Annotated in this window: 22 protein-coding genes, 1 tRNA gene and 1 pseudogene; 10 read left to right on the top strand and 14 right to left on the bottom strand. The window is 39.1% G+C overall.

All coding sequences use genetic code 11. The features are described from left to right. The first annotated feature begins 35 nt into the window (after window positions 1–35). From L4C54_RS03810 to L4C54_RS03820, 3 genes are read left to right on the top strand one after another with little or no spacing between them, the layout of a single operon-like run. Window positions 36–392 (top strand): GIY-YIG nuclease family protein, encoded by a 357-nt coding sequence (locus L4C54_RS03810; protein WP_428807139.1) that lies wholly within the window; start codon window positions 36–38, stop codon window positions 390–392. Next, complete coding sequence (locus L4C54_RS03815) at window positions 376–2043, top strand: DNA sulfur modification protein DndB (protein WP_428807140.1); 1668 nt, start codon at window positions 376–378, stop codon at window positions 2041–2043. Before L4C54_RS03810 ends, L4C54_RS03815 begins: the two co-directional genes overlap by 17 nt. 5 nt (window positions 2044–2048) lie before the next feature. Further along, the gene (locus L4C54_RS03820; protein WP_428807141.1) at window positions 2049–2957 is read left to right on the top strand and encodes a RelA/SpoT domain-containing protein; all 909 of its coding nucleotides are present in this window, start codon (window positions 2049–2051) and stop codon (window positions 2955–2957) included. Window positions 2958–3035: 78 nt separating this feature from the next. Here L4C54_RS03820 and L4C54_RS03825 read toward each other — a convergent pair whose 3' ends face one another. From L4C54_RS03825 to L4C54_RS03850, 6 genes are all read right to left on the bottom strand, one after another. Then, window positions 3036–4820, bottom strand: a complete 1785-nt coding sequence (locus L4C54_RS03825) for an ATP-binding protein (RefSeq protein WP_428807142.1) — start codon at window positions 4818–4820, stop codon at window positions 3036–3038. Between the two features lie 93 nt (window positions 4821–4913). After that, a complete protein-coding gene (locus L4C54_RS03830; protein ID WP_428807143.1) occupies window positions 4914–5351 on the bottom strand; it encodes a DNA phosphorothioation-associated protein 4 in 438 nt (145 codons plus the stop codon). Continuing rightward, on the bottom strand, window positions 5351–7387 hold the full coding sequence (locus L4C54_RS03835; RefSeq protein WP_428807144.1) for an AAA family ATPase: 2037 nt from the start codon (window positions 7385–7387) through the stop codon (window positions 5351–5353). The genes L4C54_RS03830 and L4C54_RS03835 overlap by 1 nt, the downstream gene beginning before the upstream one ends. Before the next feature lie 175 nt (window positions 7388–7562). Next, window positions 7563–9563, bottom strand: a complete 2001-nt coding sequence (locus tag L4C54_RS03840) for a DEAD/DEAH box helicase family protein (protein WP_428807145.1) — start codon at window positions 9561–9563, stop codon at window positions 7563–7565. A gap of 2 nt (window positions 9564–9565) precedes the next feature. Beyond that, entirely contained in the window at window positions 9566–10312 is a 747-nt protein-coding gene (locus tag L4C54_RS03845) for a hypothetical protein (RefSeq protein ID WP_428807146.1), read from the bottom strand. A gap of 574 nt (window positions 10313–10886) precedes the next feature. Then, complete coding sequence (locus L4C54_RS03850) at window positions 10887–12479, bottom strand: DUF4145 domain-containing protein (RefSeq protein WP_428807147.1); 1593 nt, start codon at window positions 12477–12479, stop codon at window positions 10887–10889. A gap of 89 nt (window positions 12480–12568) precedes the next feature. Here L4C54_RS03850 and L4C54_RS03855 point away from each other — a divergent pair, with 89 nt between their 5' ends. Both L4C54_RS03855 and L4C54_RS03860 read left to right on the top strand, forming a co-directional pair. Then, window positions 12569–13582: a helix-turn-helix transcriptional regulator gene (locus L4C54_RS03855; RefSeq protein ID WP_428807148.1), complete on the top strand. Its 1014-nt coding sequence runs from the start codon at window positions 12569–12571 to the stop codon at window positions 13580–13582. Between the two features lie 217 nt (window positions 13583–13799). Beyond that, entirely contained in the window at window positions 13800–14699 is a 900-nt protein-coding gene (locus L4C54_RS03860; RefSeq protein WP_428807149.1) for a phosphoadenosine phosphosulfate reductase domain-containing protein, read from the top strand. A gap of 303 nt (window positions 14700–15002) precedes the next feature. Here the strand turns inward: L4C54_RS03860 and L4C54_RS03865 are convergent, their stop codons facing one another. Together L4C54_RS03865 and L4C54_RS03870 are read right to left on the bottom strand one after the other, a co-directional pair. Then, window positions 15003–15200, bottom strand: coding sequence for a helix-turn-helix transcriptional regulator (locus L4C54_RS03865; RefSeq protein ID WP_428807150.1), 198 nt, complete (start codon window positions 15198–15200; stop codon window positions 15003–15005). 479 nt (window positions 15201–15679) lie between these two features. Beyond that, window positions 15680–15756 (bottom strand) — tRNA-Arg (locus L4C54_RS03870). 199 nt (window positions 15757–15955) lie between these two features. Here L4C54_RS03870 and folD point away from each other — a divergent pair. Then, window positions 15956–16816, top strand: coding sequence for a bifunctional methylenetetrahydrofolate dehydrogenase/methenyltetrahydrofolate cyclohydrolase FolD (gene folD / locus L4C54_RS03875; RefSeq protein ID WP_428801412.1), 861 nt, complete (start codon window positions 15956–15958; stop codon window positions 16814–16816). Window positions 16817–16898: 82 nt separating this feature from the next. On the opposite strand, the gene L4C54_RS03880 is transcribed toward folD, so the two are convergent. Then, a complete protein-coding gene (locus L4C54_RS03880; RefSeq protein WP_428807151.1) occupies window positions 16899–17870 on the bottom strand; it encodes a lytic murein transglycosylase in 972 nt (323 codons plus the stop codon). Window positions 17871–17897: 27 nt separating this feature from the next. Next, on the bottom strand, window positions 17898–18173 hold the full coding sequence (locus L4C54_RS03885) for a YcgL domain-containing protein (protein WP_428801410.1): 276 nt from the start codon (window positions 18171–18173) through the stop codon (window positions 17898–17900). A gap of 153 nt (window positions 18174–18326) precedes the next feature. Here L4C54_RS03885 and minC point away from each other — a divergent pair, with 153 nt between their 5' ends. Genes minC through minE form a run of 3 tightly spaced genes read left to right on the top strand, consistent with a single transcriptional unit; the run spans window position 18327 to window position 20086 of the window. Then, window positions 18327–18989: a septum site-determining protein MinC gene (minC, locus tag L4C54_RS03890; RefSeq protein WP_428801731.1), complete on the top strand. Its 663-nt coding sequence runs from the start codon at window positions 18327–18329 to the stop codon at window positions 18987–18989. 16 nt (window positions 18990–19005) lie between these two features. Further along, window positions 19006–19818, top strand: coding sequence for a septum site-determining protein MinD (gene minD / locus L4C54_RS03895; protein WP_428801409.1), 813 nt, complete (start codon window positions 19006–19008; stop codon window positions 19816–19818). Window positions 19819–19822: 4 nt separating this feature from the next. Then, entirely contained in the window at window positions 19823–20086 is a 264-nt protein-coding gene (gene minE, locus L4C54_RS03900; RefSeq protein ID WP_428801408.1) for a cell division topological specificity factor MinE, read from the top strand. A gap of 150 nt (window positions 20087–20236) precedes the next feature. Here the strand turns inward: minE and L4C54_RS03905 are convergent, their stop codons facing one another. Further along, a complete protein-coding gene (locus L4C54_RS03905) occupies window positions 20237–21124 on the bottom strand; it encodes a LysR family transcriptional regulator (protein WP_428807152.1) in 888 nt (295 codons plus the stop codon). A gap of 294 nt (window positions 21125–21418) precedes the next feature. On the opposite strand from L4C54_RS03905, the gene L4C54_RS03910 reads away from it, so the two are divergent. After that, window positions 21419–21787 carry a MaoP family protein gene (locus L4C54_RS03910; protein WP_428807153.1) on the top strand — a complete coding sequence of 123 codons (369 nt, stop codon included), beginning with the start codon at window positions 21419–21421 and terminating at the stop codon, window positions 21785–21787. Between the two features lie 95 nt (window positions 21788–21882). Here the strand turns inward: L4C54_RS03910 and L4C54_RS03915 are convergent, their stop codons facing one another. The 3 genes and pseudogenes from L4C54_RS03915 to rimK all read right to left on the bottom strand — a co-directional run. After that, on the bottom strand, window positions 21883–22323 hold the full coding sequence (locus tag L4C54_RS03915) for an ATP-dependent zinc protease family protein (RefSeq protein ID WP_428807154.1): 441 nt from the start codon (window positions 22321–22323) through the stop codon (window positions 21883–21885). Window positions 22324–22388: 65 nt separating this feature from the next. Then, window positions 22389–23408, bottom strand: a complete 1020-nt coding sequence (locus L4C54_RS03920) for a succinylglutamate desuccinylase/aspartoacylase family protein (RefSeq protein WP_428807155.1) — start codon at window positions 23406–23408, stop codon at window positions 22389–22391. Window positions 23409–23524: 116 nt separating this feature from the next. After that, window positions 23525–24397 (bottom strand): annotated as a pseudogene (rimK, locus tag L4C54_RS03925) (30S ribosomal protein S6--L-glutamate ligase); the annotation flags it as partial. Between the last annotated feature and the right edge of the window lie 263 nt (window positions 24398–24660).

Raw genomic sequence — 24660 nt, forward strand, 5'->3', positions numbered from 1 at the left:
ATAGCTAATGTTTGAAAAACAAAAAGGGAACTGTCATGTTTAGATGGCACCAATATAGATTAAACCAATCTGCTAGGTTCAACATTCCAACGGAGCCTGGTGTATATGTGCTTATAGAAAACCAAATAGTAAATGGATTGCCTCTAAACAATAGAGCTCTATATGTGGGAAAAACCGAAAATCTAAGAAGAAGATTTAATGATTATTCTAATCCCCAAAAAGTACATAATGAGTTAGTTGGCGAGCGCATAATGAACAATCAAGTCGAGTTTTGGTACACTAAAGTTTCATCTCACGATCTAGACCGAGTTGAAAGGCTATTTATTCATGACTTCAATACACCAATGAACAAAATTAAATACAAGGAATATAATCGTGACAGATCAGATTGAGAACATGGAAGAAATTCAGGCTGAGATTGAAAAAGCAGAACGTAGCAAAAAACGCATATTGAAATCAGTGCTTGATGATTTACAGCAGGAAAGAAATACTTTCATTTCTTTAAAGGGAGAGATGGGCGAAATCAACACGAATATGGGGAAAGTAATTAGCGCGTCCTCCTATTCGGTTGTCCATGATTTAGACTGGATAGGCCGACACATAAAGATGGGGTCAGAGATGCCTCTAATGAAAAATAGTCTCGACCCTGCAACTGGTAGACTGATTATTGATGAAGCAAATGCTGAAGAAATAAAGCAGAGGGCTCCAGACTTTAGTAGGCAAGTTCCCTTAACCATCTATTTATCTACGGATAAAAATAGGAAATTTGGCTCCATATTAGCTGTTATATCTCCAAACTGGGTCGATGACCCATCCCATGACAACTGGGGGATTGATGGTAGAGCGCTTCGCAACGCATTTGAGTATCACGCATTGGATACATCAGGAAATATCGGAATGCTTAACCTGAATGGCCATACAGTATTCGCACTCGATGGCCAGCATCGAGTCATGGGAATCAGAGGCTTGCAAGCATTAAGTGATGGGCCATTATTTTTAAAAGGCAAAAATGGCGAACCAACAAAAGGTTTCTCATTAACATCTGATCATATCGCTGAAAATTATGATCTAGATTTAAATTTTGTATCTAAAGTGTTAGCTGAAAAGTTAACGGTTGAATATATTCCGTCGGTCATTATTGGGGAAACACGAGAGGAAGCATCAAGAAGAATAAGGGATATTTTCTACAGTATTAATAAATATGCTAAAACCCCTGATAAAGGTGAACAAATATTGCTCAATGAATCTGATGGTTACGCTATTGTTGCTAGAAAAGTTGGACTAAAAAATGGTTTTTTCAAAAGGGAACAAGCAGGAGATCGGATAAACTGGAAAAATACATCTATTTCAAAGAGGTCTACAGTTTATACAACCTTGCAGCAGTTATTTCAAATGTCAAAAATTTACCTTCGCGCACTCGATATGAGCCAAGGGGGCGCTAGAAGTAAAAAATGGGACCCCATTATTAAAGGTTCAGCTCCCGTTAGACCTGATGAATCAGAGATAATAGATGCAACTGAAGAGCTGTCCGATTTTTTCAATGCTGTAGCCACTTTACCAGTATTCCAAGGGCTAAATAATTCAAAAGATAAAGATATTGAGAGAGTTAGAGAGTTTTCATACAAATTAGGAAAAGAAACAGTAGAAGGTAAAGGACACTTACTGTTACGACCTATAGGGCAAGTTATCTTAACTAGAACTGTCGCTATGCTACTTTCTGATGGGTACCAGCTGGAAGATATCTTTGAACTAGTTTCAAAATTAGATCACTCAGGTGGTTTTGAGGTAATTAATCCAAATAGTATTTGGTATGAAGTTACATATGACCCTACCAAAAAGAAAATGATTATGACTCATCAAGAGAGCCTAGCACCCTATTTACTAAAATATATGTTAGTAGGAGGGGATAGTGATGAAAGAAAGAAATTGATTGATAAAATAGTTACTCTCAGAGTGCGTGAAGATGAAAGTTGGATTGACTTCGATGGTCACATTAAGACAATAAAATTTTCTGAGATCGAATTACCTAGTCCAGTTAAGTAGTAATAATGTACTCAAATAATCAATTAAAGAACTTAGGAAAGCGAATTAGAAAAGGCAGCCGTTCAGAGGATGATATGTCAATGCTCGCCAATTATAAAGCGAGCTTTGATGAGGTGTTATTTAGCCTTAATTCTATTTTATTTAGGCACTTTTCAGATAACGACACACGAATAATATTATCTGGCAGGTCTAAACGAAGTAAGTCACTAATTAGAAAGCTATGCAGACCTAATAATAAGGGGATGGATCTATCTAGAGTTGATGATATTGTGGGGCTAAGGCTTATAGTTCGCGATCTAAAGCTACAAGAAAAAGCGCTCGATTTAATCAGACAGTTATCTTATGTAAAAAAAATCACCGACTATAGAGAAGGTGAAAAACCATATAGAGCAATACACGTAGTCTTAGAGGAAAATAATAAATTAGTAGAGCTGCAAATAAGAACTTGTGCTCAACATCTTTGGGCTGAAGAATCAGAAAGCTTTGGTGAAAAAACAAAAGAAGGAAATGGTACCCAAAATATTAAGTTGTACCTATCTGAACTTTCGACAGTCTGTAAAAGTATCGACAATGATGAGCCCATTAAGGCCTTAAAGCATGAGTTATTTAACTCAAGAAAACCTATAAAATTAATTTATCCTTATTTATTAACGGCCTATGATCACGCTTTAAAGAACTCGTTGAAATCTATTTCAGATTATAGCTACTTGATTACATATGATACTAAAACTGCATCTTTAATCGATAAAGATAAATTCTGGAGCGATCAACGTCAGGAGTCAGTAAAAGAATATAAAAGAATTACAAAAGTATTAGATGAAAACCGGTATGATATTTTATTATTCAACTCTAAATCAGATGATGCTCTTTATGTAACTCATTCGAGATACTTCCCTAAAGGCCTGATTAGATAGAATATAATTAACATTAAGTAATAGACAATATCAATTTTTGATGTTGTCTATTACTTCTTATAATGAAACTAACTAGATTTATGAAGGTTTCAAGTCAAAGAAAAACTCAGATAGCATTCTTCCCCAGTTACCACGAATATCTTGCATATCTCTTCTTACACGATCCATCGCTTCACTTTCACAGCGAGCCCATGAAGAAAGTAATAATTTTAATAATTCCCTATCTGATTCTGGTAATTTGTCATAAAATTCGTAAAATTCGTGATCTTCATTAATCGTTACTAAAGTTATCCCGGCTTTTACGACTACATCGAAAAAAGCTCTACTATCTAACCTAGCCTCTAAAAACTTTAACTTTTGACCATTATCAATAGTTTCCAATGCCTTTGTTTCTGCTTCTTTTTTTGAAATACTAGTTGTAAACTCAAACTCTTTAGCAAGTTCACTGATCTGATCTATCTTGCTAATTTTCGTAACTTCTTTTTCTGATTTTGTTTTATACCCTTCATTTACACGAGACTTAATAACAGTGTCGGATATTTTTTCAGCATAAGACAACTCTTTATTTCCATTTTTACTACTGGCTATGCGTTTGTCGTTTGGTGTTTCTTTACGTAAGTGTTTAATATTTGTCTTTATTTCTGAAACTATCTTATGCATAAACCAACGATAAGGATCTTCTTGTTTAAAAACCTTTATAAACTCAACCTCTTTATCTTCATACCCGTTTAATATTGCTTCTTTTTTAAGATCAATATCTTCGAAATTTACAGCTGCTTGTTTATTATTCGTTACACCAAAAAATTCATCTAACGCAGGGTCAAAAGCGACTTCAACGCCCCACCACCGCTCTTGGGGCTTACCATTTGTTAATATCTTAGTCAGCTCCAACTCTCTCTTTGCACGTACTATCGAAATACCAATGTTGTCAGCACAGTGTTTGCCCCATTCAGTTCCACCTACTTCTGTATTTATATCATCGAGCTCTCGAATACTTCCATGACACTCTTTATCTACATATGAGTAGGTGATGCTCACAACTGATGATTTTCCTTCTCCTAAATCCACTTCGATCTCTTGTGGTTTATTAGACATCGGTTTGAAAAAGGAATGACCTTCATACGGGCTAGGTAGTTTTTTTAACGACGTATTTTGCAATAAGTAAAGTGGATCATTAGCCTTGAACGTCTTGTCTAGCGTTATAGCTAATGCAACCTTTTCTACATAAGATTTGAACAATATTTCACACTTATTTTCTTGTATAAAGTGTCTATACATTCGGCCGACTAATCGCTCTGAGTGTGTATAAATTGATTTACTGGTCTTCCAATTTACACGGTCTAATTTAGACCAAACGATTAATGTTCCAGATTCAGACTGTGGAGCTTTACTAGCGTCCAACCATCTCTCTGGTAAAGCTTCCTCAACAGGCTCGGGCACAAATTCTTGCCCTTTTGACTCAATCAAATCAACATCTAAAAATGTTTTGTATGTTTTCCCATTTTTCCAACTCCACACATCCACACGTCTACATTGAGAAATCGATGCATTAGGTAAACCCATTCCAAATTTACCTATACCATTAGGATCATCACGATGACTTGAGCCACCAAACTGTAATGCTTCTTGTAAAATTTTAGGGCTCATACCAATGCCATCATCTAAGATAGCGATCTCTTCCAATTGCTGAAGTTTTCTCTTTGTATTCACGGTATAGCCATCTATACAGATAAGTTGTACTTTTTTCGCTTTAGCTTGAATACTGTTATCAATTAGCTCCGCAATAGCGTGAGCGGCTGTTTTATAACCGTTATCACGCATAGATTTTATCGCTAGTGATGCGGGTATGATGTTATGTGACATTATATTTCCAAGTTTTATTCATTAGTATTATTAACATCAATGTCTGTAACTCTACTTCCCAAGTAGATATGAAGAATCTAGTCGTAAGTATGACTACCAACCTTCAAATATATCCTCAGCTTCGCTCTGTTCTGACTCGGCGATAATAGCTTCGATTGATACAAGTGCCGTTTCAGGGTCCACCACTGACTTTATATATGAAAGACCGCCATTTGCGTACTCTTCGAAAATTTTCACAGCTTCTTTGAATTTTGCTTTAGTCATCATTGAGATGTCATCCGTCTCCGCCAATGCTAGTGCGTAAATGAAAGGTATATCTGTATTATCATCAAATATACGCAACATGATTGGCTCACTAGTCTCATCAAATGACCGTCGTTGTTGCTTTTTAAAACCCAAGGAAGCAGCAAAGACTAGTGCATTTTTATTCGATGAAAAAATCTTTTCTTTTTTTAAAAGTTCTAGTAAATCGTCATGTTCCTTGGGGCGACGTATTCTTATATCGTCCAATCTTTTATTTTCCGTGCTCACTAGGCTTCCTCCAGAGTCGAAAACTCGACACCTTCATTTGAATATCTTAGGTACTCATTATTTTCAATATTCTTTGCTAAATCTGTTGTTGAATGATGAATTAAGCGGTAAGAGTTTCCTACCCGCTCTTCACATGCCTTTTTCACATTACCGTTCCATTGGGAGTTTGAAACAAAAATAATGACTTGATCTGCAAGGTTAGCAACACTTTCGGCCACTTTAAAACGATAGTCATCATCTAGCGCACCAAAAGGAGAGTCCATGACAAGAGGGTATAACCCCCCTTTAAAGAACTTGCCATTTTGTTCATGCTTCTCTTTTGCTAGCGAAATTATACTTGAAATAAATGATAGGCTGGTAACTTGTTTTTCTCCAGTTGATTGCTCTTTGGCTTCGATTTCCCCATGCTTTGACTGTTTTTCAACTATTAATTTAAAGTCATCATCTATATATGCTCTTGCATTTTTTCTAATAATACTCCCAAATGTATCATTTACTTTCGAAGACAGGCTGTTTCTTACTTGATCAGTAAAACACTCATTCAATTCGTTGAATGCTCTAGCTACATTATTAGTAGCTGTAATTCGGTTAACAATAAGAGAGTGCTCTTTTTGTTTCTTCTCAAGCTTTTCAAGTTCTTTGCTTTCTTTTTTTAGTTTGGCTGCCACTTCTGGAATATCACATTCAAGCTTACGAATGTTAAAGCTCGACTCACCTAATTCACCTTCTAGGCGATCTCTTCGCTCTTCAAGTGTAGCGACTTCACTATTTTTTATTGAGCCTATTTTTAAGCTAATCTCGGATATTTGTCCCTTGTTGGACTCCATTTCTTGTCTATTATTTTTCTGTTCATCACTTAGTTCTTGCAGTGACAAACTATATTCCTGATAGCTCTCACTTTGATTTTTTAAAAAGAACGAAACACCAGAATAAACTTCGTCTAGCTCATCATTTCCGGCTGTTTTTTTTGCTTGAGTTAATGATGATAACGCTTCTTCATTACTATGGATGCTACGACCACATATACACATATCTTGCTCAATTAGATCATCTATAAATGGAGCTCGCACCCTATATGGTAAAAGTCCTTTTTTCCTATTTAAATCAACCAACTTTTCACATTTTTTTATTAAACTTTGAGATAAAACAACTGCCCTATTTTTATCAATTAGTGCTTTACGTTTTCGCTCATTATCACTAATAGCAAACTCCAACTTTTCATTCATGTCGTTTAATAAGTTGCGTTGCTCTTGTAGTAATTTCGATTCGTTAAATGTCGCTAATTTTTTTTCAACATCTTCTTTTCTTTTCCTATTGGTTTCATGTTCCAATTTTAGTTGCTCGAGATTTTTTTTAGACTGTTCAAGCTCTTCATTTAGATCTGCAACACTTTCCGATAAAGTTTGGTAATGTTGATCTGAAGATTGTGCATTCTCTTTCCGAAAAATAGCTGATGCTTTCTTAAGGTGCCTCTCAGCACGCTCTATTTGTTTTAACCCCATTAGACGTTTGATAGCTTCTTTGATCTGTCCACTTTCATTAACACCAGCTAACTTTTCAATTCGCTCACCATTAAAGAAAAAGTAGGGGTGTAAACTTTCTGGTAATACTTTATTGATGTCTGATTTTGGCGTATCACTAGTTTTAGTTTCACCTTTACTCGTTGTTTTTTGAATTTTAAATTCAATGGCTTTCAAATCTTCGACTTTATTGTCTGGCAATTTCCTGTACTTTGCCTTCCGCACCACATCATAGAAACAACCATCTTGCTCAAACATAACTGTTATATTCAGCTCAATTGTTTGACCTGTGGTAGCGTGTTGAATTGCCGCTTCATTTAATATATTTTCTGTGCCAGTATCAAAATCAGTTTCCCCATAAAAACACCATTTGAATGCATTTAATAATGAGGTTTTACCACTACCGTTAGAGCCATGAATAACGGTAACATTTTTTTCATTTGATGTTGAAAATTTAATCGACTCTGTTTTCCAAAATTGTCTAAAATTTGTAATGGTGATTTTACTAATTTTCATTTAATCACCGCCTTTTTAATTAAACTGACAACACTATTGACAGTTTCTTTCTCTTTGGATTTATTTTTTTCCAGATCATTTATATATAGGTTACTCTGTTCCAACGTCATTATATTCTGTAATATTATGGCTTCTTCTTTTGACAAGGATTCCATTATTTCTTTATGTGTTTTCATTATAAATCCACTCCGTGAAGTTCAGCTAGGTTTAATAGGATAGACTCATTTTCTTCTTTATTTTCCGCTAGAGAATTATACTCCAGCCCACGCTTTACTTCCTTTTCAATAAGTGCAGGGTTAACTTCTTCACCAGCGGGTGGAACAACTATAAAATCATAAATTATAGCCATCTCTTTCCCAGGAGAACGCCTCAGGACGCGCCCTCTGCGTTGAATAAATTCGCGAGGATTTGAAGTTGATGATATAACAAAGGCTTGTTTTGTAGCAGGGACGTCTACTCCTTCATCTAAGCATTTTATAGCCACAATTGCATCAAGTTCACAGCTAGCAAACTCATCAAGTATCTTTCTTCTTTCCTCTAAACTTTCCGTTGCTGTGAATTTTCGTGTTTTTACCTTAAGCTCATGCCCTAGCATACCCAGTACTTTCTCTATCTGCCTACTGCCTTCATCATCAGTATGAGAACCACAATAAACTAAAGTATGTTGTAGCTTATTATTATCCTTTAACTTTTGGAGTTCCTTTCTTAAAATTATGAGCTTATTAGAGGCTCCACCTAATAGCTCTTCCAGCTCATTATCAGCATCAAATTTACTTTGCTCTTCATTTTGTAATTTTGCTGTTATCGCTTTGTAATCCTGATATTCGTCATAATTGAATTCACAGACAAAAGGAAGGTATTGATACTTAGTCAAATACCCCGCCTTAATTGCATCATCTAAAGAGAACTCGAATACCGCATCACCAAAGTAATCAAATAAAGCTTCTGTACCTTCTTCATCATTATGCCTTAATGGGGTCGCTGTTAGTCCCAATCTATAGGTTGCATTTTTAGGTAGCGCATTTAAGTATGTTGGAGAGCCCAGGTTATGTGCTTCGTCAGCAACAACCATAATTGGCACAGTCACACTTCGTACAATTCTCTGGAAGTTTTCGCTGGCAAGCGAAGCATTCGTAATCATCGCTTTTACCACACCCTGATTTTGAATTGCTTGCAGTGATAGCTTTTCAGCGAGTGGCTCACGCCAATCTAGACTGTTTTCATAACATTTTACTGCATCAAAACCAAATTCAGCGGCTTCTTCGTACCATTGATCAAGTAAGTGTTTTAAAGGTAAAACAAAAATTATGAATAAAGGCTTTTTTTGCTCGTCTAGCCTACTTATTAGTTTTTTAACAGTGGCTAATGCTGTTATCGTTTTCCCTGACCCTGTAGCCATAACATACATTCCATGCCCTTTGTTAGCTCCCCAATTTTTAATAGCTTCTTGCTGATATGGGCGTAGGTTTATATGTTCAGTAACGGTTTGTTTTGGATATCTATTTTTATTTTCATTGGAAAACCCTTCGATACCTACTAATAGTTTTTTCGAAGGAGTAAATACTTCGTAATATACATCTTGCCCTGCCCAGAGTGTTTCAAATCGATCTTGTATTGAACTAATTCTTTGTTTTTCTCTAAGCGTTTCATCAGTGAACACATCAATGTGTTCCCAGTTACCTTTGGCATTTCCTGTTAAATTAAACGAGCCATTAAACGCGAGTAGACGATCTTTACTATCTTGAGCAACTCCGATCTTTGCATGAAATAGGTTATTTCCAATTTTTCTTGGGTAAGATATTTTAAAGTCTAAAACTCCTGCAACGATTAGGTTGCTTAACAGAGTGCGACTGTCAATATCCATTAATGCTAGCTCATCCAGTATTAAGCTTTCAATTTTTGAATGTTCTTGCTCGCTGGACTTTAGTTCAATGCCATCATTAATAGCTTTTGCATCAGATTCATTTAAGTTAGGTGAAACTATCCAACGGCTCCTCCCGCCATTCATTGCAAAATTATGAATCCCACTTTTTACATCTTCAATCCATGCTGAGGAAAAATAGCCTACAGCAACATCGAATGTTTTGGCGCAGGACAACACTGGCGAGAAAAAGTCATCATTTGGGTCCTGGTAACCTGTTGTCAGGCTTAACGGAATAGTTAATTCACTAAACATAATCAAAAAACCTCAAATTCGCTTAGCATTTCATCAAGAGTATTATCGCAATTAATAACAACATCCTCATCTTGAGTTACAATAGTATTGTTATTAGCCAACTCTATCTTTCGCTCTTTAGCAAATTCTCGTAGATCTTTTGCTACTGTATTTGTAGGAATTCCGGTAAGCCTATAAAACTCAGCTAGAATCAACCTTTCACTTCGGTGAACTTGCTTATCAGCTATAATTATTGACTTTATTATAGATATCACCTGAAGCTTTTCGCTCTCGTTTAGTTTCGCGAATTCATGCAATAATCGGTCTTTAGAGGAATTCAGATATAAAGAATAGATACTGCGAACAAAGACGTCGTATTTTTCACTTTCTGTTAGAAAACTGAAGTCGTATATTTTTGATTTTATTTTAGTAACTTCTAGCGGGTCAACTTCTCCATCAACTTTAGCTAGCACTGCAGATATCCGCCCAACCAACAAAGCATACCTGACGCGTGATGTATGCCTATCAATAGCAGGTCTTCTGTGATAAAAAACTATTGGTATACCCAAAATACTGCGTTCAAGATTAGCTACTGAACCATTAACAATCTTAGGTAAAATTTGAAGATTGGCCTCATCCAACAGTTGATTAAACTCCAGCCTACCAGCTTTGCTTTCAACATCGATATCTGAGTTGGCATAGAGATCGCTAAACTCACAGACATGATATCCGTTTTCAGTTACTTCACTTATTAGCTCATTTAATTTCATAATGACTATTCTTAATTATTCCAAGAAACGTGCTCGATTAAAGCGTATGTGAAAAGTTATTTAAAACATATAAAAAATGGATAAAACTTACGAATTCCAATCAGTTACCAACTTAGTTTATCTTTGTCCACGTAGCTAGTTTTCATACAAAAAGCCATCCTCTTTCAATTGAAAAAAACAAAAAAACAAGGCTAGGTCACAAAATCATCATGCTTGTCGTCACTAGATAGTAATCGCACATCATACTGTAAGGTTCATTTAGGAACTAGTAGAAACCTTTTTCTTAACCCTTGAAACAGTTGCCACTTCCGGATCATTTTATTTATCTAGTTCTCTGACACAACCGGATTTTTGGTCAATGAACCCCCTTTCTATAAGATGGCCTAGTATATTGTGAGAATAATTTTTCTTGGAATATTACCTATTCCTTTTCATCTATTATGTAAGATAAACACTCATTATTCTTACCAATTTGCGCCACTAGGTCTAGACTGTAGGATCACTCAAGACTCATGGAATCACAAAAAAGTACTCTATTACAGCTAGGATTGTTGGAGCGCCTAGTCACGTGTAATTAGTTTCGATGAGCCTTCTTTGCCAACTTGCGCTTTTGTTTAGTCTTTTTCTTTTCAGCAGCGTTCTTCTTCATCTTACCTAGACTAGTAAAACCAGTTTTCTTAAGTACTGCCTTGCCCTCTGTGCTGTTTATATACTTACGTGCTTCGGCATGCCCAGCATCAGCTGCTTCTTGTAGTAGTGTTGGGATAGGCTTTGGGGTATTAACACCCTCTAGCATTTTGAACTTCTCTGCTGCTTTAACTAGAGCTTGTTTAACAATTGCGTACTTTACATCCGCTTTTTCAAGTTCGTCACTCGACTGTTTTAATGCCTCATGATATATGTCCGTCATGATCTCATAGTGCTCAACATCATTAGAAATCTGTTTAAACAGACGAAGTTCGACACTTAGGTACACTGGTAGATATTTATAGTTGTCTATTAGTACCGTTACTGACTTCTTGACGTTTTCAGTCTCATACACCGTAAGTTCAACGTAACTCTTGAAGAAAGCCATACCCGGCGCTTGGCGGGCTTGACCTGAAACCAGTGCTGATCGTAGCGCTTTTAGTGATTCATCGGTCTGCTCGCCTTCATACTTTTCAAGTTTAATATAGGTATCAGCGGTAAACGACTCTGGTAGACGGTGTTCCAGTGAAATGGCTAACCAATGTTCAATATCATGGCCAGTTCTAAAAGCCTTGTTCAGCAGGTACGAAAGAGCATCATGATTGCCCTTTGCTGAGGCTTGATGGATATAGCCCTCACCAAGTTTGTACTCTTCACAACGAATAAGGTGTGAACCAAACTCAAATGCGGCTTCACCTTCTTCATCTGACTTTAACGCCTGTTTAAAACATTCTTTTGCATTACGACCTGTCTCTTCTTTGAGCAATTTATTGGAGTAACATTTAGCAAACAATAGCCAGCTTTGTGAATGGCCTTGACGGTGTGTTTTCTCTAGCCAGTAACTAAGGTCTGCCTGCTTATCAAAATACTGTTGTTTCTGCCACCAACGATCCACACCAGTCTGTTTACTCATTTCTAGTAGCTCTGAGTAGAATTTGTTTGCAAGGTAGTAGCTTGCGTCTTTGGATCCTTGCAACGCACTGGTTATAAATGACGACAGCTCACATGGAACTGGCTCTTTCCATATGTATGAGTACTCTTGTTTGTTACCTAAAATAGCTTGACCAACATATCGTGCAATTTCATAAAGGCTATTCATGTTCTTTTGCATACGTGAGCGAGATACCTTCATCTCAGCCACAAATGCGCCATTCACTTCTGTCATATGAACAGAGCGATTTCCATCATGGCGTAGTGCGTTCATCTCATCGGTTACCCACGCTTCAATACAGCCTGATGCTTGTAACATTTTAATCTTGTTGGATAGTTCACCATGTACAGGCGGACGCAGTTTGAAGTGTTTACCTAACTCATGGCATGCTAACTCAACAAATAGACGTATTTTCACCATACTCGATTGAGGGTCGGTGAAGTAGTAACTATCAGCTAGTACGGCTTGCTTATAAAGCTCACTTAATCCGTCTTTGAGGAAAACAAAATTGTCGTGATTGTAATTATCAAAGTGTGTTTGATATTGCATCTAACGCTCCTAAATCCAACCTATGAACGTTATACTAATTAAGGTGGCGACAATTAGTGTCGCTTGTTCTTTTTTTTCGGCAGTAAAGTATGAGTAAACAAATTCAGCGATACCAAAAAGTATTAGAGTCTATCCCTTGCTACCCTGACTCTATTTCAAGCATAGAGCTAAGAGATATTTTACTTTCGGCAGATCTATTACCAGCAACCACAGAAGAAAAAAGCCAGCTTCGAACTGTCCAACGCTGCATTAACAGCGTTGCGGAAGATTACACTAGTATCGAGACTGAAGATGAATTCCGCCCCTATCGCTATCAAATTGCCAAAGGTCATCGCCACCCAATTAAGCCTGACGGAATGTCTTCTGTAGTTTCACTGCAAGTCATAGAGAAAGAAATAAAGTCTATGCTGCCACCTACACTACGCTTAGATGTAGACGCCATATTCTCTTCGCTTAAACAAGAAGATACGAAACAAACTAAGCTCTGGAGTGAACGTTTCTGTTACTTTCAACGAGAACTACCACTTGAAGCCCCCAAAGTAGGCAAAGAGTTTTTCAAACAAATTGAGCAAGCGCTGATTGACAAAAAAGATATTGAATTCACCTATCAAAAGCGAGGAGCAACAAAACCAAAAGCTTATATAATCACTCCTCTTGGTCTCTTTCTTCACGGAAATAGTTTTTATTTAGTCGGTCTAAAACCAGATGATCCAAATGATATTCGTACCTATGCTCTACACAGGGTACACACTTTAAAAATAAGCTTTAGCAGTGCCAAAACCTTGGCTGAATTTAATGTCAAAAAATATGTGGAACAGAACGCACGTCACTTCTCTGGTGGTGACAAGAAAAAAATTGTCTTGAGAATTGAAAACCTAAGAGGATTGCATTTAATTGAAGAGACACTACTATCACCAAATCAGAAAATAATTATTCAAAATGATCAGTACACAATCATAGAAGCCGAAATTCGTGATAGCCTAACCCTTGAATGGTGGCTAATGAAGAATGCCAATATTGTTGAAGTTATATCTCCATCATCATTGAGAAATAAGATAATTCAAACACTGCATGCTGGCCTGAAGCTTTACAGCCAAAACTAACTTTGAACGAGGCTAAAGAACGACGTAATTAACTGCCTTTTTACGATGTCTAACTCTTAGATTGTTCTCCAATATTCGTTCTAGCTTTATGCTTTCCCGGCTTATTTAAGTGCTACTGCTAAAGTTCTTCATATGTTTGACTCATATTATCTCAATTCTTTTATCACCTCCTTAGTGATTGTATGCACTTAATTTAGTCCAGCTGTAGGTATTGACCATGAATGAACAACGTAAAGTAAAACATGTTCTCGGGCTGTCAGGTGGTAAAGATAGTGCCGCCTTGGCGGTCTACATGGCAAGAAACTATCCTGAGATAGACATTGACTATTTTTTTACAGATACCGGAAAAGAGTTGCCCGAAGTATACGATTACTTAGAGCAGCTCGAGATTGTACTAGGTAAGCTAATCTTACATATCCGTGATAAAAAAGGCTTCGACTATTGGCTTGAGCAGTACAATAATTTCTTACCAGCCGCTCAACAACGCTGGTGTACAGTTCGAATGAAGCTTGAGCCATTTGAAAAATGGGTCAAAACCTTTTTAGATGACGGTTATGAAGTCGTATCTTACGTAGGTATTCGCGCTGATGAACCGAGGCTAGAAGGTTATCGCCCAAATGAAAGCCAGAAGTATCTGAAAATCAAAATGCCATTTGCTGACGAGGGCATCAAGAAGCAAGGCGTTCTTGATATCCTCGATAGCGCTGGACTAGGCCTACCAAAGTACTATGAATGGCGGTCACGCTCTGGTTGCACATTTTGTTTCTTCCAACAAAAAATAGAATGGGTTCGCCTTATGGAACGTCACCCTGAATCGTTTGCAGAGGCGAAGTCATACGAAAAACGTGCAGAGACAAGTGCGAATGGTGAAACCTTCTTCTGGATGGGGCTAAATGACCCTCTAGAGTCACTTGAAAATCCAGAGCGAATCGCCCAAATAAAAGCTAACCATGAAAAAGTCCAAAAGCGCTTCGAGAAGAAAAAAGCTCGCGAACGTAAAAGTCGCTTAGGTATGCATGCAATAGTCAATGAAAACATGCTGATTGATACTTTAGATATGGATGCGATGTATGACCGTGAAGAAGGCGGTGGCGCCTGTGCAATTTGTTACAAATAGATTCACCCCAACTTGAATCTAGTCAGTTGAGGGAGATATCTTCCTCTAACTAACGTCAGACTTAGTGTGACAACCAGCGTCTTATAAAAGGTATTACCAAAGTGTTCAATCTATACTGTCAGCTTTTGTATGCCCCCCTGGCTAGCATAGACAACTTCTCTTACCGAATATGTACCTGCCGATCCATTACTAAGTCACAAATATCTATAGGTTTACAACATCATAAAATAGTAAGTTGAATCTGAGGTGTCATCTTCTAATGCTCAAGTTAGCCTCGCGGCCAACTTGATTTATGCAGCGTTTTCACGCGTTTAACTTATTATTTTGAACAAAGTGTAGGAGTTCGTGTTCAATCCAACGCGGACAGCGTGGCGAGACAAAAACCGGCCTTGGAAATGCCTTGTCTTGGCGAAGGCGCCAAAAGGTTGTTCGACTGATGCCTAAAGCGTCAATTACATCATTAATAGTAAGTAAATTGATCATGCATAATGTACCTCTCATAACCTACAGTAATTAGCTCCAGGATGGCTCTAACCCCTAAACTGGCTATGTTTGTCTTTGGTGCTATTTTATCGCACAAAAAACAATCATTCAAAGGCAGTCCTAGTCAGTACGTAGTCAAATATCTTAGTATTACCCACAATTTTTAGATTGAAAAACTGGACAAACACAACAAAGCAGCCTACCAGTCCTGGCACGAAAATATATCTAGCTTTAAATGTCGTTTTTTAAAAGAAAGGCAGTGTAAGATTTTTAAAGTGTAATCGAAATTGATGATATCAGCCTTAAGATTCGACAACCACGAAATAATCTAAATTTAGTTAAAATAAATTTCAGATCATTCTATGTAACACTATCTGTTTCATCATGGTTCGTAACGTTCGTTATAGGTTCATCGTTACTTGACTAGTTACTTGACTATAAACGCCAGAAATGAAAAAGGCGCTAGCAGTTACTAACTGCTAGCGCCTTATCGAATATGGCACGCCCTAGAGGATTCGAACCTCTGACCACATCCTTAGAAGGGACGTGCTCTATCCAGCTGAGCTAAGGGCGCGCTACAGGAAAGGATTATACGAATTGGATTGAGTAAAGCAACGGGTTTATCTTACTTTGTTGTTCAAGTGCCTAAAAAAGAGTCATGCGACTATTATTCCTACAATTCAACGCCGACGCAAACGTTTGCTTATGGAGTTTGTTAACAAATTCTGCGACAATAGTTTTATAAGTATTAACCATCCTAATCAAGGAACGTCATGACTGCTCAAAATATAGACGGCACACTTATTTCTCAAACCGTACGCTCTGAAGTTGCTGCTCGAGTCAAAGCAAGAGTTAACGCTGGTTTAAGAGCTCCAGGGCTCGCTGTAGTACTCGTTGGTGAAGATCCTGCCTCTCATGTGTATGTTGGAAGTAAACGTCGTGCATGTGAAGAAGTCGGCTTTGTGTCTAAATCTTTCGACTTACCTGCTACTGCTTCAGAAAGTGAACTGCTTGAGCTTGTAGGCAAGCTTAATGAAGACCCTGAGATTGACGGTATCCTCGTTCAGCTTCCTCTTCCAGCAGGTATTGATACTACTCACGTGCTAGAGAGTATCATCCCAGAAAAAGACGTTGATGGTTTCCACCCATATAATGTAGGCCGACTTGCTCAGCGTATGCCAAAGTTACGTTCTTGCACGCCTAAGGGCATAATCACGTTGCTCGATCGCTACAATATCGATCTTCGTGGCAAACACGCTGTTGTTGTTGGTGCTTCAAATATTGTTGGTCGCCCAATGACACTTGAGCTTCTATTAGCGGCTTGTACCACAACAACGTGTCACCGCTTTACCAAAGATCTTGAAGGTCACGTACGCCAAGCTGACATTGTGGTTGTTGCGGTAGGTAAACCAAACTTCATTCCTGGAGCGTGGATTAAAGAAGGCGCTATCGTGGTCGATGTGGGTATCAACCGTTTAGAGTCTGGAAAACTCGTTGGCGATGTTGAATACGATGTCGCCAAAGAAAAAGCCAGCTTCATTACTCCAGTTCCTGGCGGTGTGGGCCCAATGACTGTAGCTAGCCTAATTGAGAATACCATGATGGCGTGTGAGCAGTTCCATACTAAGAAATAGATTCAATTCCTGATTAAATAAAAAGGCTCCTAGAACAGGAGCCTTTTTAGTATTTGTCTATGTCGTGCATCGGAAAGTTCGCTTAATACTTAATGCGATCAGCTAAATGACTCACAGCCAATGCAAAGTAGTACGAGCGATTCCACTTCATTAACACATTATAATTGTTGTAAACAAGGTAGGTTCTGCCATGGTGATCATCAGGCATGATGAGCCATGCTTTGATATCTTCATCAAGCTTTGGTAATGGGCGACCATCATAGCGGGTAATTCCAAGCTCACCCCATTGCTGAAGGTATTTGCCCTTCTCCGCATCGCGGCCTTGCATTTCAACATCCACCGATTCAGGCACCTGAACTTGACGTCCCCAAGTATAGGTATCGTCCCAACCAGATTGGCTCAAGTAGTTAGCAGCTGAAGCGAAAACATCCGCTTTAGTGTTCCAGATATCTTTTTTACCATCGCCATTACCGTCAGCAGCGTATGCTAAAAATGAACTCGGCATAAATTGAGGCTGCCCCATCGCTCCAGCCCAAGAGCCTTTCATTGCATCCGCTGTAATGTGCCCTGCATCTAATATAGTTAATGCGGCCATCGCTTCTTTACGGAAGAACTCTTCTCGGCGCCCTTCATATGCAAGCGTTGATAATGCATCAATCACACTATAGCCACCTGTTAAAGCACCGAAATTACTTTCGACCCCCCACAAAGCAACAATGTATTGAGGTTGTACGCCATACTCATCACTAATGCGTTTCAACTCTGCATAATGCTTGTTGTATAAGTCTTTAGCCTGTTTCACTTTCCAGTCAGGAACTGCACGGGGAATATACTCATCCAACGTGAGTTTTTTCTCTGGCTGGTTTCTGTCCGAACTGACGGCTCTTGGTCTGTAGGTGACGTTTTCAAAAGCTTGATCAACTATTGCTTGAGAAACCCCCTGCTCGACCGCTTGTTTCTTTAATCCTTCGACGTATTCTTCAAAGCTCGCCTCATTTGCAAACGCTGAACAAGACAGACCTAAACCTAATATTACTGACAGAAATTTTTTCAAACTGCCCTCCTTGAGCAATTATCTCGACTATTTTTGTTGAGCTTTTCGTTCTTTATACTCTTCTAACAAGTTCTCTTGTCGTGGCGGTAACTGTAAGAAAAATCCTTCATCAGCCAAAGATTGAATCACAACTTCTTTATTCACCTGAGCAAGATTATGTTTATCTAATTTAATCACCATCACGAATATAGGTTTACCGAACATTTGCATCAAGGTGTCAGGAACTTGTGAAAAATCGTCCTTCTTCGGAATGTACAGGTAAGTCCCTTCTTTCTTAGAACTTTTATATATAGAACAAAGCATAAGTCGCCTTTTGATTAAATGTTGAGTCATTCAGAAAAATAACGTTAAAGTTTTGAAAATTAACAGCTACAGCGCTTGCCGTTGCTAGTTATGGAATATAACATGATATCCCTAGCTTCCGGCAACGCCCTTGCAGTAAAGGCCGCAAATAAAATGTCAAATACTCCCGACTTAAAAGGCAGCAGCTTCACTTTGTCAGTGTTACACCTTTCTGATAGTGAAGTCACCAAATCTGTTACATTTCTTAAAGAAAAAGTTGCGCAAGCACCTGCGTTTTTTACCTCTGCTCCAGTTGTCATTAATGTAGCTAAAGTTGAAGGCGACATTGACTTTGCGACACTAAAAAATGGTATTGAGCAGATTGGTATGATTCCAGTTGGAATTACAGGGTGTAAAGATAAGCGCCTTCAAAACCTAGCATCTGAAGCCGGTTTTGCCGTTATGTCTGCAACCAACACACGCAAGCAAGCCCCTGCCGAAATGGCACCAACCAAAGTTATTCGCACGCCAGTTCGTTCTGGGCAGCAAGTCTATGCCAAAGACGGTGATCTGGTGATACTAAACCATGTAAGTGCGGGCGCAGAAGTCATTGCCGATGGTTCTATCCATATTCATGGCACACTAAGAGGCCGTGCAATAGCGGGCGCTAGTGGTCAAAAACAAGCCAGTATTTTCTGTAACGACTTACAAGCAGAGCTTATTTCTATCTCTGGGAATTACTGGTTAAGCGATAAAATTGAAGAGACGTTTTGGCAAAAGAAAGTCATGATAAGCATGGATGATGATTCTTTAAAGCTTGAAACTCTAACTATATAAATAATAAGGAATAACCATGGCTCGAATTATTGTAGTCACGTCAGGTAAAGGCGGCGTTGGTAAAACAACCTCAAGCGCAGCCATCGCATCAGGACTGGCACTCAAAGGACAAAAGACCGCTGTTATCGACTTCGATATTGGCTTGAGAAACCTCGATCTTATTATGGGCTGTGAACGCCGCGTCGTTTACGACTTTGTAAACGTGATCAATGGTGAAGCCACATTAAACCAAGCACTGATTAAAGATAAGCGTACAGAGAACCTATTCATCTTACCGGCTTCTCAAACACGTGATAAAGACGCGCTAACAAAAGATGGCGTACGTCGAGTTTTTGATGACCTAGATGAAATGGGTTTTGATTTCATCATCTGTGATTCTCCTGCGGGTATCGAGCAAGGTGCGCTAATGGCGTTGTACTTCGCTGATGAAGCGATTGTTACCACCAACCCAGAAGTCTCATCTGTTCGTGATTCAGACCGTATTCTTGGCATTTTAGACTCTAAGTCTCGACGTGCAGAAGAAAACCTGCCTCCTGTTAAGCAGCACCTATTATTAACACGCTACAATCCTGCTCGTGTAACTCAGGGTGAAATGCTAAGTGTGGAAGACGTAGAAGAGATCCTGCACATCCCACTTCTAGGTGTTATCCCAGAAAGCCAAGCAGTATTGAACGCATCGAACAAAGGTGTTCCAGTTATCTTTGATGATGAGTCAGATGCGGGTTGTGCCTACAATGATACGGTAGAGCGCTTACTCGGTGAAAAAGTGGACTTCCGCTTTTTAGTCGAGCAAAAGAAAGGAATCTTTAAGCGATTATTCGGAGGTTAACACTATGTCATTAATTGAATTTTTCCGCCCACAGAAAAAAAACTCTGCAAACCTAGCGAAAGAACGCTTACAGATCATCGTTGCAGAAAGACGTAGCCATAATGACCCTGCGCCTTCTTATTTGCCACAGTTAAAAGAAGACATCTTGAAGGTCATTGCAAAGTACGTAGAAGTTGACCCATCAATGGTTGATCTTAGCTTTGAGCATAAAGATGATGATATCTCTGTTCTAGAACTGAATGTCACTCTGCCAGACGAAGAGAAATAGCCGTTTATTACTTGGCGATTTCACGTAGCTGGAGCTAAGTATTAAATACTCAAAAAGCCTCCCACGTTATTAACCTAGATTAGTAACGTGGGAGGCTTTGTTGTATTTAGTGTCGTTGTATAAAGGAAGCTATACCATGTTGATTCTGCTTTAATCCATTCCTTCACTCACCTGTTGAACTAAGTATGATCCTGCTGGCTCGATGGTTCCCACCAATGACTTAACCTTTTCAATCGAGTTTGTCGCATGACTATTTTTTCGGTAGCTAATATATATAGCCCTTGACCACGGCTCCGCACCATCCACTTTATACAGCTGTTCAGCCTCAATAAATGGCTCTGCCAGAGAGTATGGTAAATACGCACAGCCACCCTTCTCCAAAATAAAGTCTAACGCTATACGACCTGTCGATGTTCTTAAATACGGTGCCGGTATATTCGGGTGCCGATCTGCATGTTCAAAAGTAAAGAGCGTCCCCCAATCGATATATACATATTTACTATCAAAAGCAGTTTCAACCGATACTGGCTCAGTCGATACTAATACAAGGGTCAAATCGGCTATTTGCTCACTAATAAACTCATCAAGCTTGAATGGATCAAATGAGAAAGCAATATCAAGTGAATGGTCAAGTAAATTGCGATGCAGCTGTTCACGGCCTTGCGATTCAGCCATAAATCCGTACCCGTGCAAAGCACCAGTCACGACACTCAAACAGTTTTGTAAATATGCATCCCAAATATTCGGTGTACCGCCGATGGTCAACTGCATCACTTTATTGCTCTCTAGAGATAACTCAAACCTCGCTTGCTTTAGTGTAGATACCATCGTTTCCGCATAACTCAATAGACGCTGTCCGGCAGATGTCAGCTGAATATTGTTACGGTGACGAATGAACAACTGCACATCAAAGTACTCTTCTAGTTGTTTGATGCGAGCACTCACCGCCGCTTGAGTAATATAGAGGTTTTCTGAAGCCCTTCCAAAGTGCTTCTCTTTAGCGACTTCTAAAAATGTCTGAAATACTTTTATGTCCATTATTTACGCCCATTCCGGTGCAACGTTTACTTATTTAGAAATAAGGAGTTTAGAAACAAAGAGTTTAGAAACAGAGAGTTTAGTAATTAATCCCCGTTATATTATGGTGTCACTAGCTAAGCAATATCAACACACTGATCAATAACAAAAAATGTTTTGTCATTGCGATAAAAATTATTCGTTTTTATGACAAGCGTCTGTGTCCTATTCTTGTCCCAGAGAGTTAATAGCTCTAGCGGCGCCACATCGGTTGGTTTTCCATTCAATATTTATTCTGCTTCTTTTGAGGTTAGCATGTTTGATACTCAGTTTCGCCACGGCAAAAAACGCTACTACGATATGGTGAAATTTCCGCACGGGTTTGCTAAATCGGGTGATTTCACACTCCTAGAGAGTGAGATCTTAATGACATTTGGAGAAACAATGCTTGCATTGGAAATAGGTGATATCACACCAGATAACTCGGAGGAAAAACACTTTCTAAAAGTCATAAAACACCCAATGAAAGCAAAAACCAAACTGGAGCATACATGGGTTAAATATACCCACCTAGCTCGTGGTCGAAAGTCATTTCACACACTAAATAGCCGGACAAAGTTTCATGTTTCGCTGCCAGAGTTCGATTTTGAGACCAATGATGACGAAGTAACCGAGGTGGCGTAATGAAATAAACAATCTTTGACTTGATGCGCTCCACGCATTCAAACTGATAACGCTCCATTCTTTCCCCCAATGAGATTAGAGCGTTATTTTTCCGACTATTCCCCGACCAAAAATGTGTGGCTTGGGTCGACATACACTTTATTGCCCATCGCTTCACGCCCTAATAGCATCATATACGTCATATCATTTCGATTACTCAGTGTAAGCTGAATAGGCCAGGACTTATTCCCTAGCTGAAACGTTGTTTCTATCACAACACGCTGCTCTACTTTACCGTTCGATGATTTAATGCGTCTAGAGTCATAAACGAGTGACTCACAACGTACCACTTCATCAAGTTGATAGGCGTCAGGGTGAAGATCATATTGAACATACAATCTGCCCCCCTTAACAATTCGTTCGATATTGTCCACATGAAGCGACGATGTTTTCGCTCCGGTATCAATACGTACCTCTAAATCACGGATACCTAAATCGGGCAGTGAGCACAGCTCTAGATTTCCAATAATCATTCGTTTCTTAAATGTATCTGGCATAATTGCCTCTGTCTTATCTTTCTAAATAAATCGCTTAGCTCAACTAATTGAGTTGGCAAGAGTGCCTAACTTGCGGGCTCTATGGCTACGATCGCATCTTGCATCATCTCAATATGCTCATAAACATCGTCAGCACTATCCCCAAAATACGCAATGTGGTACATCGCTTCACCTTCTTGAACAAGTGGGATATTTTGTTTGCCAATAATGATCCCTGAACGTGTCGATATTATTTGGCTAATATGATTGCCTAACGGACCATTAATATCTGCCAAAATATCCCCTTTCTCAACCATAGAGCCTAGTGCAACAAACTCTTTCACAAAGCCACTCGCATTAGCCCTAGTCCAATCACTGCGGTTAGCGACAAACGGTTCAATATTTACTTTACTCATTCTCTTACGGATCATGCCAAGAGCTCTTAATACGCGAATGACCCCTTTCACCCCAGTTTGAATTGACAGCTCATCAAAACGAAGGGCTTCACCTGCTTCATAAAGCAAGACTCTAGTGTCATTGCAGACCGCAGCCCCTCGTAACGAACCATCACGAATGTTGGCATTAAGAAGCACAGGCACAGCAAATGCTTCAGCTAGACGCTTTGTCTCTGCATCATCTAAATTGGCTCTAATCTGAGGTAAATTAGAGCGATGAATAGCACCTGTATGCAAATCAATTCCATAGTCGCAATGAGTGACAATACTGTTTAAAAACGTATACGCTAATCGCCCAGCTAATGATCCCGTCTTAGACCCGGGAAAACATCGGTTTAGATCTCGTCGATCTGGCATATAACGACTTTGGTTGAGCACGCCATAAACATTCACCATAGGCACCAATATTAATGTTCCTATTTGCAGCTTTAGGTTCTCTTGTATCAATCGGCTTATAATCTCGATACCGTTGATCTCGTCACCATGTACCGCCGCACTGACAAACACAATCGGTCCTTCTTTTTTTGCACGAATAACTTGAATAGGAAGGCTCATCTCAGCATCGGTATAGAGTTTAGCTACTGGTATTTCGATTTTTTTTCTCTCGCCAGGAGAAATTTCAACACCAGCAATCATCAACTTCTTAGCCATTAGGCCACCTCCTTTTTGCCGCTATTAACGCCATTAAAGACATCACCGTCATTATGAAAAACACGACTTTCAAAATCTTCATATCCCAAAGCCATATCATCCATGTTATTAATACCTTGAGAGTTCTTTTCGATGAAATCGAAAATCAAACCAGCTACGTCTTTACCAGTGGCTAACTCAATCCCTTCAAGGCCAGGGGAAGAGTTCACCTCCATAACCACAGGGCCGCGAGCCGATTGCAAAATATCGACACCGCAAACATTAAGTCCCATGACTTTAGCTGCATTTACCGCTGTTGCATTTTCTTCATCTGTTAGCCTCACTAGCTGCGCAGTCCCACCACGGTGTAAATTTGAGCGGAACTCACCTTCGCCCGCTTGACGTTTCATGGCTGCAATAACTTTTCCACCAACAACGAAACAGCGAATATCCGCGCCTTTTGCTTCTTGAATAAACTCTTGAACTAAAATGTTGGCCTTCAACCCCATGAACGCTTCGATGATGCTTTCTGCCGCCTTATTGGTCTCAGCTAATACAACACCGATACCCTGAGTACCTTCGAGTAGCTTGATCACGACCGGCGCACCACCAACATTTTTGATCACGTCTTTGATCTTGTCTGGCTTACTTGCAAAGCCTGTTCTTGGTAGACCGATGCCCTCTCGTGAAAGCAGTTGTAACGAAGACAACTTGTCACGCGAACGGGTAATCGCTGTCGAGTCATTAATGCAAAACGCATTCATCATTTCAAACTGTCTGACTACTGCGGTTCCGTAAAAGGTAATGGAAGCACCAATTCGCGGGATAACTGCATCATAGTGAGGTAGATCCTCGCCCATATAACGAACCTTAGGGTTATTGCTAGTGATATCCATGTAACACTGTAAAGTATCGATGATATCGACTTGATGACCTCTCGCTTCGCCAGCTTCTTTCAAACGACGAGTTGAGTACAAATTTTCGTTGCGTGACAAAACCGCAATGCGCATGGCAGTATCCTTTTATGATGAATTAACCCGTCGGTTCAGCCCTTCGGAAAGTGCGCGAACTTTAAGAGTTATTTCAGCTTAAATACAACGAATAGTTTTAGTCATCACGACAAGAAATATTTATTAAGAAGGGGGATATACCGGTGAATTTTTGTCTTTTATATGTGGCAGGCAAGAAGGTATAAAAATAAAAAAGAGCCAAACAGCAATGCTGATTGACTCTTGATATTCAATTTAAGTCTCTAAAAAACCTTAACAGAGAC

Origin of the sequence: Vibrio lamellibrachiae, from assembly GCF_050337265.1 — a bacterium.
GTDB classification, from domain to species: Bacteria; Pseudomonadota; Gammaproteobacteria; order Enterobacterales; family Vibrionaceae; genus Vibrio; species Vibrio kyushuensis.